Annotated in this window: 13 protein-coding genes; 8 read left to right on the top strand and 5 right to left on the bottom strand. The window is 69.5% G+C overall.

Annotated features, from left to right (window positions below; translation table 11 throughout):
• Nucleotides 1-2 precede the first annotated feature (2 nt).
• From KY493_RS09640 to KY493_RS09615, 6 genes are read left to right on the top strand one after another with little or no spacing between them, the layout of a single operon-like run.
• Nucleotides 3-1,547: a cellulose synthase operon protein YhjQ/BcsQ gene (locus KY493_RS09640; RefSeq protein ID WP_219896137.1), complete on the top strand. Its 1,545-nt coding sequence runs from the start codon at nucleotides 3-5 to the stop codon at nucleotides 1,545-1,547.
• A gap of 3 nt (nucleotides 1,548-1,550) precedes the next feature.
• Nucleotides 1,551-3,152 (top strand): CpaF family protein, encoded by a 1,602-nt coding sequence (locus KY493_RS09635; protein ID WP_219896136.1) that lies wholly within the window; start codon nucleotides 1,551-1,553, stop codon nucleotides 3,150-3,152.
• Between the two features lie 6 nt (nucleotides 3,153-3,158).
• Nucleotides 3,159-4,136, top strand: a complete 978-nt coding sequence (locus tag KY493_RS09630; RefSeq protein WP_219896135.1) for a type II secretion system F family protein — start codon at nucleotides 3,159-3,161, stop codon at nucleotides 4,134-4,136.
• 13 nt (nucleotides 4,137-4,149) lie between these two features.
• A complete protein-coding gene (locus tag KY493_RS09625) occupies nucleotides 4,150-5,124 on the top strand; it encodes a type II secretion system F family protein (RefSeq protein WP_219896134.1) in 975 nt (324 codons plus the stop codon).
• 54 nt (nucleotides 5,125-5,178) lie between these two features.
• A complete protein-coding gene (locus tag KY493_RS09620) occupies nucleotides 5,179-5,775 on the top strand; it encodes a DNA-3-methyladenine glycosylase I (protein ID WP_219896133.1) in 597 nt (198 codons plus the stop codon).
• Nucleotides 5,775-6,425, top strand: coding sequence for a ribonuclease HII (locus KY493_RS09615; RefSeq protein ID WP_219896132.1), 651 nt, complete (start codon nucleotides 5,775-5,777; stop codon nucleotides 6,423-6,425). The genes KY493_RS09620 and KY493_RS09615 overlap by 1 nt, the downstream gene beginning before the upstream one ends.
• Before the next feature lie 10 nt (nucleotides 6,426-6,435).
• Here the strand turns inward: KY493_RS09615 and KY493_RS09610 are convergent, their stop codons facing one another.
• The 4 genes from KY493_RS09610 to KY493_RS09595 form a co-directional block, all read right to left on the bottom strand.
• Nucleotides 6,436-6,717 carry a hypothetical protein gene (locus KY493_RS09610; protein ID WP_219896131.1) on the bottom strand — a complete coding sequence of 94 codons (282 nt, stop codon included), beginning with the start codon at nucleotides 6,715-6,717 and terminating at the stop codon, nucleotides 6,436-6,438.
• Nucleotides 6,718-6,850: 133 nt separating this feature from the next.
• Nucleotides 6,851-7,888, bottom strand: a complete 1,038-nt coding sequence (locus tag KY493_RS09605; protein WP_219896130.1) for a DNA adenine methylase — start codon at nucleotides 7,886-7,888, stop codon at nucleotides 6,851-6,853.
• A gap of 62 nt (nucleotides 7,889-7,950) precedes the next feature.
• Nucleotides 7,951-9,390: a pyruvate kinase gene (gene pyk, locus KY493_RS09600; RefSeq protein ID WP_219896129.1), complete on the bottom strand. Its 1,440-nt coding sequence runs from the start codon at nucleotides 9,388-9,390 to the stop codon at nucleotides 7,951-7,953.
• A gap of 115 nt (nucleotides 9,391-9,505) precedes the next feature.
• The gene (locus tag KY493_RS09595; RefSeq protein ID WP_219896128.1) at nucleotides 9,506-11,170 is read right to left on the bottom strand and encodes an alkaline phosphatase family protein; all 1,665 of its coding nucleotides are present in this window, start codon (nucleotides 11,168-11,170) and stop codon (nucleotides 9,506-9,508) included.
• A gap of 127 nt (nucleotides 11,171-11,297) precedes the next feature.
• Between KY493_RS09595 and proB the strand changes: the two genes are divergently transcribed.
• Together proB and KY493_RS09585 are read left to right on the top strand one after the other, a co-directional pair.
• Complete coding sequence (gene proB, locus KY493_RS09590) at nucleotides 11,298-12,455, top strand: glutamate 5-kinase (RefSeq protein WP_219896127.1); 1,158 nt, start codon at nucleotides 11,298-11,300, stop codon at nucleotides 12,453-12,455.
• Entirely contained in the window at nucleotides 12,452-13,705 is a 1,254-nt protein-coding gene (locus KY493_RS09585) for a glutamate-5-semialdehyde dehydrogenase (RefSeq protein ID WP_219896126.1), read from the top strand. Before proB ends, KY493_RS09585 begins: the two co-directional genes overlap by 4 nt.
• Here KY493_RS09585 and KY493_RS09580 read toward each other — a convergent pair.
• Nucleotides 13,702-14,577: a RimK family alpha-L-glutamate ligase gene (locus KY493_RS09580; RefSeq protein WP_219896125.1), complete on the bottom strand. Its 876-nt coding sequence runs from the start codon at nucleotides 14,575-14,577 to the stop codon at nucleotides 13,702-13,704. The genes KY493_RS09585 and KY493_RS09580 overlap by 4 nt on opposite strands.
• Nucleotides 14,578-14,621: the final 44 nt, after the last annotated feature.

Below are 14,621 nucleotides of genomic sequence, written 5' to 3'. Positions count from 1 at the left end.
TCATGAGCACGATCAACGCCGCGCAGGGCTACGACTTCGACGAGGAGTTCGAGCTGGAGTTTGCGGGATCGCCCGCCGCGCCCGGAACTCAGCCGATGCAGCCGGTTCAGGCCATGCAACCCGTAGCGCCGGTCGAGCCGGTGCTGCTGGCCGGGGACATCAATCCGCGCGAGCCGCTGCCGCTGCCGCTGACAGCCACCGCTCCGTCGGCCGCGAGCTTCAATCCCGTCGGCGACCTGCTGGCGGGCGCGCAATCGGCGTTGGCTCCAGCGATCGGCGAGGTGTCGGTGCCGCGCATCGCCATTCACGTCTTCGCTGAGCGCCAGGACACGCTGGCGGCCGCCGAGCGGGCCGGCCAGGATCGGCGCCTGTCGCGCGCGACCACCCAGATCCGGGTGGGCGGCGCACCCGCTGCGGTGGAAGCTTATCAGCACGAGCCGACCCCGCCGCTGATCATCGTCGAATGCCTTCAGGACCCGCAGACCCTGCTGTGGCAGGTGGATCAGCTGGCGAACGTCTGCGACGCGGGCACCAAGGTCATCGTGATCGGCCCGACCAACGACATCCTGTTGTTCCGCGAGCTGATGCGGCGCGGCGTCAGCGAGTATCTTGTCTCGCCGGTCCAGCCGCTGCAACTGATCGGCGCCATCGGCGGCCTGTTCAACGACCCGGCCCAGCCGTTCGTCGGCCGCACCGTGGCCTTTGTCGGCGCACGCGGCGGGGCGGGGGCCAGCGCGGTGGCGCACAACACCGCCTATGCGATCTCTGAACGGATCGGCGCCAACACCGTCATCGTCGATTACGACCTGCCGTTCGGCACCGCGGGGCTGGACTTCAACCAGGACCCGCTGAACGGCGTAGCCGATGCGCTCGGCCAGCCCGACCGTCTGGATGCGACGTTGCTGGACCGGATGATGGTGCGCTGCACCGACAAGCTGAGCCTGTTCGCCGCCCCCGCGACCCTGGACGCCGACTGGGACATTTCGCCCGACGCTTTCGAAGAGGTGACCACCCGCATCCGCTCCACCGCGCCGTTCGTGGTGCTGGACCTGCCGCACCTGTGGTCCGGCTGGATGCGCCGTACGCTGATCTCGGCGGACGAGGTGGTGGTGGTGGCGACGCCCGATCTGGCGTCCCTGCGCAACGCCAAGAACATGATCGACCTGATCAAGTCGAGCCGCCCGAACGACGCCCCGCCGCGCCTGGTGCTGAACCAGGTGGGCGTGCCCGGCCGGCCGGAAATCCCCGCCAAGGACTTCGGCGCGGCGCTGGGCGTTCTGCCCAGCCTGGTGATCCCGTTTGACGCCAAGACGTTTGGGGCCGCGGCCAACAACGGCCAGATGATCCTGGACGCGGGCGCCAAGACCAAGTCGGCCGAGGCGTTCCAGACGCTGGCGCAGATCGTCTCCCGGCGCGAGCTGCCGGTCGCAACCAAGGGCAAGCCGAACAAGGCCGCCGCCGCCCTGCCCGCGCCCGGCAAGGCGTCAACCCAGGGGTCCGACAAGGCGTCCAAGTCGCTGTTCGCCAGCCTGTTCAAGAAGCGCTGATAGGTGTTCGGCAAGCGCACAGGTCAGGCCGGCGACACGATCGCGCCCCTGCGTCCGTCGCCGGCGGCAGCGCCGGCGGGCGCCGAGGTGATGGCGCTGGCGCCCGCCCCGGCGGGCTTCGCCTCGCCGCCCCCTCCGACGCAGGGCTTCGCACCCGCCGAGGCCGCGCCGGCCGCAGCCGGGCGGGTGACGGACCGTCTGGACGCCCTGGCGTCCCGGCCCAAGCCCACGCCGGAAGCCGCCCCGCGCGCCGCCTCCGCCGGACCCAAGCCCACAAAGGGCCTGGACCAGCTGAAGAAGGCCCAGGCCGTCGCCGAGATCGTCCGCGAGCAGTCGGACTATTATCACGCCACGAAGACGACGATCTTCAACGCGCTGATGAACACCATCGATCTGGGGCAGCTGGCGCAGCTGGACCAGAAGGCGGCGTCGGAGGAGATCCGCGACATCGTCGCCGAGCTGGTGGCGATCAAGAACGTCTCCATGTCGGTGGCCGAGCAGGAGAACCTGGTCCAGGACATCGTCAACGACGTGCTGGGCTATGGACCGCTGGAGCCGCTGCTGGCGCGCGACGACATCGCCGACATCATGGTCAACGGCGCGGGCCGGGTGTTCATCGAAGTGGGCGGCAAGGTCCAGCTGACCAACGTCCGCTTCCGCGACAACGGCCAGTTGATGAACATCTGCCAGCGGATCGTGTCGCAGGTCGGCCGCCGCGTCGATGAAAGCAGCCCGATCTGCGACGCCCGTCTGCCGGACGGATCGCGCGTCAACGTGATCGCGCCGCCGCTGGCGATCGACGGCCCGACGCTGACGATCCGGAAGTTCAAGAAAGACAAGCTGACGATGAAGAACCTGGTGGAGTACGCCTCCATCAGTCCCGAGGGCGCGCGCGTCCTGGGCGTCATTGGCGCGTCGCGATGCAATCTGGTGATCTCGGGCGGCACGGGCTCGGGCAAGACCACGCTCTTGAACACCCTGACCGCATTCATCGACCCGACCGAGCGGGTGATCACCTGCGAGGACGCGGCCGAACTGCAGCTGCAGCAGCCGCACGTGGTGCGCCTGGAAACCCGTCCGCCCAACCTGGAAGGCCAGGGCATGATCACCATGCGCGACCTGGTCAAGAACTGCCTGCGGATGCGGCCTGAGCGGATCATCGTCGGCGAAGTCCGCGGACCCGAAGCCTTTGACCTGCTGCAGGCGATGAACACGGGCCACGACGGCTCCATGGGCACGCTGCACGCCAACTCGCCGCGCGAGGCCATCAGCCGGATGGAATCGATGATCACCATGGGCGGCTACGGCCTGCCGTCCAAGACCATCCGCGAAATGATCGTTGGCTCGGTCGATGTGATCGTCCAAGCCGCGCGCCTGCGGGACGGCTCGCGCCGCATCACCCACATCACCGAGGTGGTGGGGCTGGAAGGCGACGTGATCGTGACCCAGGACCTGTTCGTCTACGAGATCACCGGCGAGGACGAGAACGGCCGCGTGCTGGGCCGGCACCGCTCGACCGGCATCGCGCGTCCGCGCTTCTGGGATCGCGCGCGCTACTACGGCCTGGAGCGCGAGCTGGCCGATGCGCTGGACGCGGCGGAGTAAGGGCCCATGCTTCCCATTCTCGCGGCGATCCTGGCCTTTGTGACCATCGGCAGCCTGGGCTGGGCGCTGGTGGGCGGCGATGATTCCAGCACCAAGGCGGTCAAGCGCGCTGAAAGCTTCGGCGGCGGAAAGGCCAAGGAGGCGGCCGCGCGCAAGGCGGCGCTCGCCAATACGCCCGAGGCGCGGCGCAAGCAGATCATCGATCAGCTGCAGGACGCCGAGCGCCGTCAGCGCAAGGCGCGCATGACCATGGACGCCCGGCTGAAGCACGCTGGCCTGTCGATGAAGCCGAAGACCTTCTATCTTATCAGCGGCGCTATCGGGCTGGTCGTGGCCCTGTTGGTGATGCTGGTCGGCGTGAACCTGTTCGTGGCGATGGGCGTCGGTCTGATCTTTGGTCTGGGCCTGCCGCGCTGGATCCTGGGCTTCATCGCCAAGGGGCGGATGAAGAAGTTCTCGCTGGAGTTCCCCAACGCCGTGGACGTGATCGTGCGCGGCATTCGCTCGGGCCTGCCGGTGCATGAATGCTTCAAGATCATCGCGCGCGAAAGCCCCGCGCCTCTCGGACCCGAGTTCCAGAAGTTGGTGGAGGGCCTGGCTGTCGGGCTGACGCTGGAGCAGACGCTGGAGCGGATGTCCGAGCGCATGCCCTCGCCGGAGCTGCGCTTCTTCACCATCGTGATCGCCATTCAGCAAAAGACCGGGGGCAACCTGGCCGAGGCGCTGCACAACCTGTCCACCGTGCTGCGCGCGCGCCGGATGATGGGCGAAAAGATCAAGGCCATGTCGTCCGAGGCGCTGGCGTCCGCCGGTATCATCGGCTCGCTGCCGCCGGTGGTGGTGGTGCTCGTGACCCTGACGACGCCGGCCTACATGATGCTGATGTTCACCGACATGCGTGGGCAGTTCATGCTGATCGCGGCCGTGACCTGGATGGCCATGGGCGTTTTCACCATGAAGAAGATGATCTCGTTCAAGTTCTGATGGGAGCCGGAGCATGAACGACATCATTCAGACCATCACCAATCCGCAGACCCTGCTCAGCATCGTCGTGGGCGTCCTGGTGTTCTTCACCCTGCTGACCCTGCTGGGTTCGATGACCGGCGGCGCCGACCTGGACAAGCGGATGAAGGCGGTGTCCGAGCGGCGCGACGAGCTGAAGCGGCGCTCGCGCGCGGCGGTCGGTTCAGGGCAGAGCGCCCTGCGCCAGACCGACGAGGGCTTCAAGAAGCGGGTCGTCGACCGGCTGAATCTCTCGCGCCTGCTGGAAGACCCCAAGGTCGCCGAGAAGATGATGCAGGCAGGCCTGCGCGGTCCCCGCCCGCTGACGGCCTTCTACTTCTTTCGCTTCGCCTCGCCCTTCGTGTTCCTGGCTGTTGCGGCGCTGTACCTGTTCGTGATCAACGACTTCGGCCAACCGGTGATGTCGCGGCTGACGGGAGTGATGGCGGCGGCGGTGGCGGGCTTCTATGCGCCCAACATCTATCTTTCCAACCGCATCGCCAAGCGGAAGACCTCGATCATGCAGGCCTTCCCCGATGCGCTGGATCTGATGCTGATCTGCGTCGAGGCCGGCATGTCGATCGAGGCGGCGATCCAGAAGGTCAGCCAGGAGATCGGCGGCTCTTCCATCGATCTGGCCGAGGAACTGTCGCTGCTGGCGGCCGAGCTCAGCTATCTGCCGGATCGGCGCGTCGCCTACGAGAACCTGGGCAAGCGCACCAACCATCCGGGGGTCAAGTCGGTGGCCACCGCCATGACCCAGGCCGAAAGCTACGGCACGCCGCTGGGTTCGGCGCTGCGGGTGATGGCCAAGGAGAACCGCGAGCTGCGTCTGTCGGCGGCCGAGAAAAAGGCCGCAGCCCTGCCGGCCAAGCTGACGGTGCCGATGATCATCTTCTTCCTGCCGGTGCTGTTCGTGGTCATCCTGGGGCCCGCCATCATCAACATCCAGGACACCTTCGCCAAGTGACGCCAGGGGCGGGCGCCGAGTGACGCGAACGGCGGATCGCGCCATGCTGGCGGCATGGATGCGTCGCCGACACTGAACCGCTGCCCCTGGTGCGGGACCACGGACCCGCTGTACCTCGCCTACCACGACGAGGAGTGGGGCGTGCCGGAGCGGGATGCGCGCGCCCTGTGGGAGAAGCTGGTGCTCGACGGCTTCCAGGCAGGACTGGCCTGGATCACCATCCTGCGAAAGCGTGAGGGCCTGCGCGCGGCGTTTGATGATTTCGATCCTGAAGTTGTCGCCGGATATACCGAGGCGGAGGTGGACCGCCTCCTGACCGACTCACGCGTGATCCGCTCGCGCGCCAAGATCGAGGCGGCGATCGGCGGGGCCCGCATCTGGTTGGCGATGCGCGACGAGGGCGAGGACTTCTCCGACTGGCTGTGGTCGTTCGTGGACGGGCGGCCGATCCAGACGATCCACGCCGACTACCGCGCCATGCCGACGCAGACGCCGCAGTCGGTCGCCCTGTCCAAGGCGCTGAAGGGCAGGGGGTTCAAGTTCTGCGGCCCGGTGATCACCTACGCCTTCATGCAGGCGGTCGGCATGGTCAACGATCATGAGACCAGCTGCTTTCGTCACGAGCCGGTTCGTGCGATGGGCGACGCCTGATGGCGGCTCGAAAAGACAAACCGACGCCCGCGCGGCCCTTGCCGACGCTGACGCTGGAGACCCTGGCGGCCAAGGCCGTGGGCGGTCCGGTGTGCGGGGTGGACGAGGCGGGGCGCGGACCCTGGGCGGGACCGGTGTCGGCGGCGGCGGTGATCCTGAACCCCGACGATCTGCCGGACGGCGTCGACGACTCCAAGGCGCTGACGGCGGCTCGGCGCGAGACGCTGGAGATCGAGATCAAGGCGCGCGCCCTGGCCTGGGGCGTCGGTTTCGCCTCGGTGGAGGAGATCGCCGAGCTCAACATCCTGCAGGCCACGGGCCTGGCCATGTGCCGGGCCATCGAGGCGATGAGCATCCAGCCGGTGGCGGCGCTGGTGGACGGCAACTACCGCTTCAAGCTGCCCTGCGACGTGCGCACGGTGGTGGGCGGGGACGGGCTCAGCCTGTCGATCGCGGCGGCGTCCATCCTGGCCAAGACGGCGCGGGACCGGCTGATGATCGAGCTGGATGGGGTCTATCCCGGCTACGGCTTCGCCAGCCACAAAGGCTACAACGCGCCGGTGCATCAGGCGGCGCTAAAGGCGATGGGGCCGTGTCCGGCGCACCGAAGAAGCTGGTCGCCGATCCGGGCCTTGCTGGAAGAGGCCTGAACCGAACGGCTCAGATGTGCATGAAGCCGCCGAGGAGCGCGCCCATCAGCGCCGCGATGGCCGCCCCGCCCATCATCAGCATCCAGCGCGGCGTGGGCGGCAGCTGGGGCTCGACATCGATCTCCTCCACCATCACCGGCTCGGCCTCGACGCGGCGACCGAAGTTGGCGGCCGTGTGGGTGAAGACGCCGCGATCCTGAAACGACGGCGGGATCGAGCGAGGAATCTCGGTTGCGCGCGGGGCCCAGGACCGCTCTTCGACCGCGGCATAGGCCTCGTGCCCGCGGGCCACATCCATCCGCTTCAGACGGAGGTCTTCCGTGTGGGAAGAAAGATCGGGGCGTGCGACGGGCGGTTGCATACCATTGCTAACGAGGCCGATGGCGGACGGTTCCCGGTCCCGCTTCTTAAGAAAAATCAACGAATCAGGCGGCGATGGACAACTTCACCGCGCGCTGCGTGACGACGAACAGATGTTCGACATTGTTCAGCCTTCCGACCGCCCCGACCTTCTCGCCCTGCCGATTGTGGATGCCGATGCGGGCGCCGACGTAGCGCGGTCTGGGGATCTCCACCACCTGAACATGGCCGCGTTCGGACAGCATGGAGACCAGGTCGTCGCGGCTCAGATACCCCTCGTCGTTGAACGAAACGATGAGGTTGGGCGCGCGTAGCCGCTCGATCACCGAACGCAGCGCCGGACCGATGCCGGGACGGCTGTTGAAGGCGCTCTTGCGGGTGCGCACATCCACGCGCTTGTTGGCGACGCCGTAGGTCTCGGGACGGTCCCACAGCACCAGGCTTTCCCAGACGTGGTAGTTGGCCAGATAGGAATGCTGGTTGTAGGGCGGGTCGAGGTAGACGAGATCCGCCTCGATCTCGGCGGCGATCTCCAAAGCGTCGGCCTGCGTCGCCCGGCAGGGGGCGCCGACCGAGGGCAAAAGTTCCGGCAGGCGCAGTTCCAGCGGCTTCAGCGCGCGGGGCGCCCACCGCTTCATATAGGCCATCTGCAGGCCGGCGGTGGAATCGACCCGGTCGGCGGCTTCCATCAGGCTGACCAGGGCGATGGCCCTTAGCTCCGGCTCCAGATCCAGCGCCTCGATGCGTTCCCGCACGGCGTCGATGCGGGCGCCGTTGTCCGGATGAAAGAAGCGCGCCTCCTCGCAAAAGGTGCGGGTGAACCAGCCGGGCGCGGGGGGAACAGCGCGCAGCTCGTGCAGCAGCCGCGCCGCCGATTCGATCCATCGCTCGCGGTCGGCCTGGACATAGACAGTGGCCAGAGCGTGGGCATAGGCGTTGTGGTCGTTGGACCAGACGGAGAAGCCCTGCCGCTTCAGCGCATGCCCCACGCGCGCCGTGCCCGAGAACAGGTCGCCGATCTGGCCGCCGTCAGGCAGCACGGCGCGCACGGCGGCAGTCAGGGGCGTCAGCAGCGCCCGTTTGGAGCCGATGTATTTGATCATGCCCGGCCCCGCGTCACCGCCTCAGCATAGGACGGACGGGGCCCCTTGCACGAGGGGGCGCGTCAGCGGCGCGGCTTCTTGGCTTTCGGTTGCGGCGCATGGGCCAGGCGCAGCAGGTTGGCGGCGCCCGGCGCGCCGAAGGGCGTGCCCGCCAGGATCAGGATGCGCTGACCCGGTTGGGCCAGGCCGAACTTCACCGCGCTGTTCACCGCATCGTCGGTTACGGCTTCGAGCGAGTCCGGCTGCTCGCCCAGGCGGGGCTCCAGGCCCCAGACCAGGGCCAGGCGGCGGGCGGTGTTCGGATTGGGGGTCAGCACCAGGATGGGCTTCAGGGGGCGTTCGCGCGACATCCGCCGGGCCGTGCCGCCCAGGGTGGTGAAGGCGACCACGCAGGCGGTGGACGGCGCATCCGTCGCCTTTCGCGCCGCGCCGACCAGGGCGTCCACGTCCTCGTCGATGCCGAGGTGCTCGGACGCCATCAGGGTGGGCCACAGCGGATCCTTTTCCACCCGCTGCATGATGCGATCCATGATGCCGACCGCTTCCAGCGGATAGTCGCCGGACGCGGTCTCGGCCGACAGCATCAGGGCGTCGGCGCCCTCATAGACGGCGTTGGCGACGTCGGTAGCCTCGGCGCGGGTGGGGGCGGGGGCGCTGGTCATGGATTCCAGCATCTGCGTCGCCACGATCACCGGCACGCCGCGATTGCGGGCGGCGCGCACGATCAGCTTCTGCGCGACCGGCACCTCCTCGGGGTCCATCTCGACGCCCAGGTCGCCGCGCGCGACCATGACGCCGTCGCAATAGTCGAGGATGGCCTCGAGGTCGGTCAGCGCGGCGGGCTTTTCGATCTTGGCCAGGCACGCGGCCTGACCCTTCACCAGCTGCTTCAGCTCGGCCATGTCTTCCGGCTTCTGCACGAACGACAGGGCGACCCAGTCGACGCCCAGCCGCAGGGCAAAGGCCAGGTCCTCGCGGTCCTTGGGCGTCAGGGCCGAGACGGGGATCACCGCGTCCGGCACCGCCACGCCCTTGCGGTCGCTGAGCTTTGTGCCGCTTTCGACCGTGACGTCGGCCCATTCGTCGCTGCGCTCGCCCACGCGCAGACGCACGCGGCCGTCATCCAGCAGCAGCAGCATGCCGGGGCGCAGGGCCTTGAAGATTTCCGGGTGCGGCATCTGCACCCGCGTCTCGTCGCCCGGCGTGGGATCCAGGTCGAAGCGCATGGTGTGGCCCGGCTTGACCGCGATCTCGACATTGGCGAACCGCCCGAGACGCAGCTTTGGCCCCTGCAGGTCCGCCAGCACGCCCAGCGGGCGCTGCAAGGCCATTTCGGCGCCGCGCACGGCCTTCAGCGCCGCGGCGTGATCGTCGTGCGAGCCGTGGCTGAAGTTCAGGCGGAACACGTCCACGCCGGCCTGGGCCAGGGCCTTGACCGTGCCGGGGGCGCGGCTGGCGGGCCCCAGGGTGGCGACGATGCGTGCGCGGCGGGCTCTGTTCATGGCGTATCCTCGATCCTGACGCCCGCTTCCCCAAGCGTTCGGCGTTCAGGCTTGGCGCCTTCTGCCAACGAAACTTCCGCGAGGTAAGTCCGCGCGGCGCCTCGGAAACAACAGTTTACGGCGCGGGCGTCGCGCATGGCGCCGTTCCGAAGCCGCCCAGGTCGATGCAGCGGCCCTCGAGCTGAGGCGTCTGGACGCCCATGACGTGAGCAAGCGTCGGGGCGATGTCGATGGTGCGGATCGGCAGGAAGCGCTCCTGTCCGGCCGCGCCCGGCCACCAGAACAGGATCGGCACGCGACGATCATAGTCCCAGGGCGTGCCGTGCCCGGCGATGGTCCCGCCGACCCGACCGCCGGCGACGGCGTTCGGCGCCCAGGCGAAGGCGATGTCCGGCGAACGGTCCGCGACCGTGGACAGGCGCATGCGCTCGCGCAGCGTCAGCATCTCGGGGTTCAGGGTCGAGGCGGGCAGGGGCTCGGCCAGCAGCCGCTCGCGCGTTTCGGCAAAGGCCAAGTCCGGGGTCCGGCGCAACAGCTCCACGGCCGCCTCGGCCACCTGGGTGCGCAGCGGCTCGGGGAGGGCGCGATGCTCGGCGTCCGCGACCAGCAGGCCGCTGCCGCCGGACTGCAGGGGATCGGCGGACAGGTCGAAACGCTGGCGCAGCTGGGCGTTGACGCCGCGCAGGCCTTCGGGATCGACCCGGTGCGCCTGCGGATAGCCGCGCGCGGCCAGCCGCTCCACGAAGTCGGAGCCGCCATGGTCGGCGGTCAGCACGACCAGGGCGCCGCCGGGCACGTCCGACAGCCTGGTCAGGAAGGCGCCCAGGGCGGCGTCGAGGCGATGCATCTGCTCGCACATCTCCGGGCCTTGCGTGCCGTAGCCGTGGCCGATGCGGTCGGTGGCTGACAGGCTGACGCCCAGCATGTCGGTGACGCCGCGCCGGCCCAGCGCCTGCGTCTCCAGAAGATGCTCGGCCGCCTCCAGCGTCATCTCGTCCAGCTGCGGCGAGCTGTCGAGGGCGTAGTTGGCGGGCGGCACGGTCGAGTGGAAGGCGGCGTCGCGGATCGTCCAGTCGCCTTCCAGCGCGCGGCAGTCCTCGAAGGCGTAGGTCCAGGCCGGCGGCTGGGCCTTCAGCGTTTCGATCAGGCGGGCGTTGAAGGCGGCGACGGGCGCGAGGCGCGCCTCGGCCGTCTGACCCGGCTCGACATAGGTGGTCAGGCCGAAGCCTTCGGTGAACCAGTAGGCGCCGTCGCCCTTGTGGCCGTTCAGGTTGATGGCGCCCCGGTCCTTGCCCGACACGGCGAAGACGCGGCTCTGGGGGCTTTGGTCCTTGAGCCAGTCGGCCAGGGTCGTGACCTCCAGCTGATCGGGGCCGACCGGGCCGTTGTCGGTGTTTCGCCCATGCGCCAGCGTGTTCCGGGGCGCGGCCAGGCAGTAGACCTCCTGGCCGGTTCTTGCATCGACCCAGTCGTTGGCCGGAATGCCCGTGGTCGCCGGATGCATGCCGCTGAGCACCGTGGAGTGACCGGGGCAGGTCTCGGTCACGCCGTGCGTCTGGAAGCCGTTGGCGTGGACCAGACCCTGGTCGGCCAGGGTCTTCAGCCCGCCGGTGAAGCGGCTGCGATACTGGTTGAACAGGTTGGCGCTGAACTGGTCCACCACGATGGTGACGATCAGCTTGGGCGCAGCGGGCGCGGGCTGTGCGGTCTGGGCCAGGGCCGGCAGGGGCGTGGCGAGAAGCGAGAGGCTGAGCGCAAGGGCGCGGCGCGACGGGAACATGGGCGAACAATCCTGACTGTCGGCGCCGTCTAGGCGAGGGATGTCTCATCCGCGTGACGGGCCGATCGCGGCTTGGCGCCCTCGCGCGGCGGAGACAAGGCGGGACGGCCGTGATTATGGTGGCGGCATGGATATTGATGCTGTGCTGAACGCCGAGGGAGCGAGCGCGACCGATGTGCTGGCGCGCGCGCGACGCGTGGTGATCAAGGTCGGCTCGGCGCTGCTGATCGACGGCGGCGGGCCTGCGCGGGGCTGGCTGGACGGACTGGCGTCGGACATCGCGCATCTGAGAGATGAAGGGCGCGAGGTGATCGTGGTCTCCTCCGGCTCCATTGCGCTGGGGCGGGCGCGGCTGCCGGGCGGCGGGTCGATGCGGCTGGCCGACAAGCAGGCGGCGGCTTCGGTCGGCCAGTCGCTGCTGATGCAGGCCTGGCAGGCCGCGCTGGAGCCGCACGGGCTGGTGGTCGGGCAGATCCTGCTGACCCGCGACGACACCGAACGCAGGCGGCGCTGGCTGAACGGGCGGGCGACGCTGGAGGCGCTGCTGAGCCACGGGGTCTTGCCGGTGGTCAACGAGAACGACACGGTGGCCACCGAGGAAATCCGCTATGGCGACAACGACCGGCTGGCGGCGCGCACGGCGCAGCTGGCGCGGGCAGACCTGTTGGTGCTGCTGTCCGACGTCGACGGCCTATACACCGCCGATCCCCGCCGCGATCGCGGGGCGCGCCATCTGGCAGTGGTGGAGGCGCTGACGCCCGAGATCATGGCTATGGGGGCAGGTCCGAACGCGGCGACGGGCGTGGGGACCGGCGGCATGGCGACCAAGCTTCAGGCCGCCGCCATCGCGAGGGCCGCCGGCTGCGCCACGGTGATCGCTTCGGGGGAAGCGTTGTCGCCGCTGAAGGCGTTGCGGGAGGGCGCGCTGGCGACCCTGATAACGGCGCCGGACACGCCGATGGCCGCCTACAAGGCCTGGATCGCCGGCAGCGTGCAGCCGGCGGGCGAGCTGACGCTCGACAAGGGCGCCGTGCAGGCGCTGAGGGCCGGGCGCAGCCTGTTGCCGGCCGGGGTGACGATGGTGGCGGGCGCTTTCGACAAGGGCGACAGCGTGCGGCTGCTGGATCCGGCGGGGGCGCGTGTCGGCGTGGGTCTGGCGGCCTATTCGGCGCGCGAGGCCGGCCTGATCGTGGGGCGGCGCAGCGAAGAGGTCGAGGCCCTGCTCGGCTATCCGGGACCCGCCGCCCTGATCCACCGCGACGACCTGGTGCTGGAGGCGGGATGAAAGATCGGATGCTGGTCATGGGCCGCCAGGCGCGAGAGGCGGCGGACGGCCTTCGCTCAGCCCCGGCCGAGGCGCGGACGCGGGCGCTGAACGCCTTGTCGCGTCGGATCGGGCAGGCCGAGAACCGCATTCTGCAGGCCAACGCCCTCGACGTGACGGCGGCGCGGGACGCGGGCATGAGCGAGGCCCTGATCGACCGGCTCGCGCTGACGCCTGCACGCGTTCAAGGCATGGCCCATGCCGTCGAGCAGATCGCGGATCAGCCTGACCCGCTGGGCGCCGAGATGGCGCGCTGGACGCCGGCCAACGGGCTCGACATCGCGCGGGTCAGGACGCCCATCGGCGTGCTGGGCGTGATCTATGAAAGCCGGCCCAACGTCACGGCCGACGCGGCGGCGCTGTGCATCCGCTCGGGCAACGCCGCGATCCTGCGCTGCGGCTCGGACTGCTTGCAGTCGTCGCTGGCGATCGCCGCAGTGGTTGGAGAGGCGCTGGAGGAGGCGGGCTTGCCGCGCGCGGCGGTGCAGCTGGTCGAGACCGCCGACCGCGAGGCGGTGGGGCTGATGCTGACGGGGCTGGACGGCGCCATCGACCTGCTGATCCCGCGCGGCGGCAAGAGCCTGGTCCAGCGGGTGCAGGACGAGGCGCGGGTCGCGGTGCTGGGGCACCTGGAGGGTCTGTGCCACACCTACCTGCATGCGGCGGCGGACGTGGAGGTCGCGCGGGCCGTGGTGCTGAACGCCAAGATGCGGCGCGTGTCGGTGTGCGGCGCGACCGAGACGCTGCTGGTGGATCGCGCGGGCGCCGAGCGACTGCTGCCGCCGGTCGCCGCCGACCTGATGGCGGCCGGATGCGAGCTGCGCGGGGACGAGGAGGCGCGGGCGCTGGTGGCCGGCATGGCTCCGGCGACGCTAGGCGACTGGACGACCGAATATCTGGCGCCGATCCTGGCCGTGCGGATCCTCGACGACCTCGACGCCGCCTGCGCGCATATCCGCGCCTATGGCTCGGGGCATACGGAGGCGATCGTCACGACCGACGCCGAGGCCGCCGAGCGCTTCGCGGTCCGCGTCGACAGCGCCATTGTCATGATCAACGCCTCGACCCAGTTCGCCGATGGGGGCGAGTTCGGCTTCGGCGGCGAGATCGGCATCTCCACCGCCCGGCTGCATGCGCGCGGCCCGGTGGGGGCCGAGCAGCTGACGACCTACAAATATGTGGTGCGCGGGACGGGCCAGACGCGACCCTAGAGCGCCTCGAGCCGCTCCCGCACCGCGCGGGCGAAGCCTGCGCCGCCCTGGGGGTCGTGGCCGAGATAGAAGTCGGGCTCGATCAGCTCGGCCTCCATCAGACGCCAGCGGCCGTCGCCATCGGGCACGGTGTCGATGCGCGCGTAGAGCAGGGGTTCCTCGATGGCGGCCAGCACCTGTTCGGCCAGAGCCAGTGCGCCCCCGGGCGGCGCGATCGGCGTGTAGATGCCGTTGAACTGGACCTGGATGCGGAAGTCGCCGGCGGCCGGACGCTTGTTCACCGCGTGGCTGAAGCGACCGCCGAAGAACAGCATGGAGGTCTCGCCCTCGGTTTGGATGGTCGGCAGGAAGGGCTGGATCATCACCGATCCGGGCGGCGGATCGGCCGGCGTGTCGCCCCGCGCGATCTTCAGCGTGCGCCAGGCGCCGCCGGACACCGTCGGCTTGACGATCAGGGTCTCGGCGCCGGTCTGCTCGAAGGCGTCGTCGAGGTCGGAGGGCGTCACGTCCGTGCGCCACAGCGTCGGCGGGATGGCCACGTCGCGTTCCGTCAGCCGGCCCAGATAGGTCTTGTCCGAGTTCCAGCGCAGCACCGACGCCGGATTGGCCAAGGGCGCCCCCGCCCGTTCCCAGGCGGCGCAGCCCTGCAGCCAGCGGGCGTGATCGCGGTGATAGCCCCAGGACACCACCGGCAGCACCAGCGGGTAGTCGAGCAGGGCGGACGCATCCTCGACATGCTCGGTCCAGGGCGTCGGGACGGCCGTCACACCCTCTCTTGCGAGCGCCTGAGACAGCCGTTCCAGCACCGATGGCCACTGGCCGGCGTAGGAGGGATCGGTCGGGTCGGGGGTGAAGACGGCGATCTCGGTCATGAACAGCTCCTGCGGCGGCGAGGTCGTTTTGCATAAGGCGACGG

It is taken from the genome of Brevundimonas sp. PAMC22021 (assembly GCF_019443405.1).
In the GTDB taxonomy this organism is placed as follows: domain Bacteria; phylum Pseudomonadota; class Alphaproteobacteria; order Caulobacterales; family Caulobacteraceae; genus Brevundimonas.
Note: the sequence above shows the minus strand (reverse complement) of the source record. Positions and strands in the feature narration are given on the sequence as shown.

Bases quoted from the DNA above. Each gene is read 5' to 3' on its own strand.
- KY493_RS09595 (WP_219896128.1), bottom strand. From the start codon at position 11,170: ATGTTCCCGTCGCGCCGCGCCCTTGCGCTCAGCCTCTCGCTTCTCGCC.
- proB (WP_219896127.1), top strand. From the start codon at position 11,298: ATGGATATTGATGCTGTGCTGAACGCCGAGGGAGCGAGCGCGACCGAT.
- KY493_RS09630 (WP_219896135.1), top strand. From the start codon at position 3,159: ATGCTTCCCATTCTCGCGGCGATCCTGGCCTTTGTGACCATCGGCAGC.
- KY493_RS09580 (WP_219896125.1), bottom strand. From the start codon at position 14,577: ATGACCGAGATCGCCGTCTTCACCCCCGACCCGACCGATCCCTCCTAC.
- KY493_RS09615 (WP_219896132.1), top strand. From the start codon at position 5,775: ATGGCGGCTCGAAAAGACAAACCGACGCCCGCGCGGCCCTTGCCGACG.
- KY493_RS09620 (WP_219896133.1), top strand. From the start codon at position 5,179: ATGGATGCGTCGCCGACACTGAACCGCTGCCCCTGGTGCGGGACCACG.
- KY493_RS09625 (WP_219896134.1), top strand. From the start codon at position 4,150: ATGAACGACATCATTCAGACCATCACCAATCCGCAGACCCTGCTCAGC.
- pyk (WP_219896129.1), bottom strand. From the start codon at position 9,390: ATGAACAGAGCCCGCCGCGCACGCATCGTCGCCACCCTGGGGCCCGCC.
- KY493_RS09640 (WP_219896137.1), top strand. From the start codon at position 3: ATGAGCACGATCAACGCCGCGCAGGGCTACGACTTCGACGAGGAGTTC.
- KY493_RS09605 (WP_219896130.1), bottom strand. From the start codon at position 7,888: ATGATCAAATACATCGGCTCCAAACGGGCGCTGCTGACGCCCCTGACT.
- KY493_RS09585 (WP_219896126.1), top strand. From the start codon at position 12,452: ATGAAAGATCGGATGCTGGTCATGGGCCGCCAGGCGCGAGAGGCGGCG.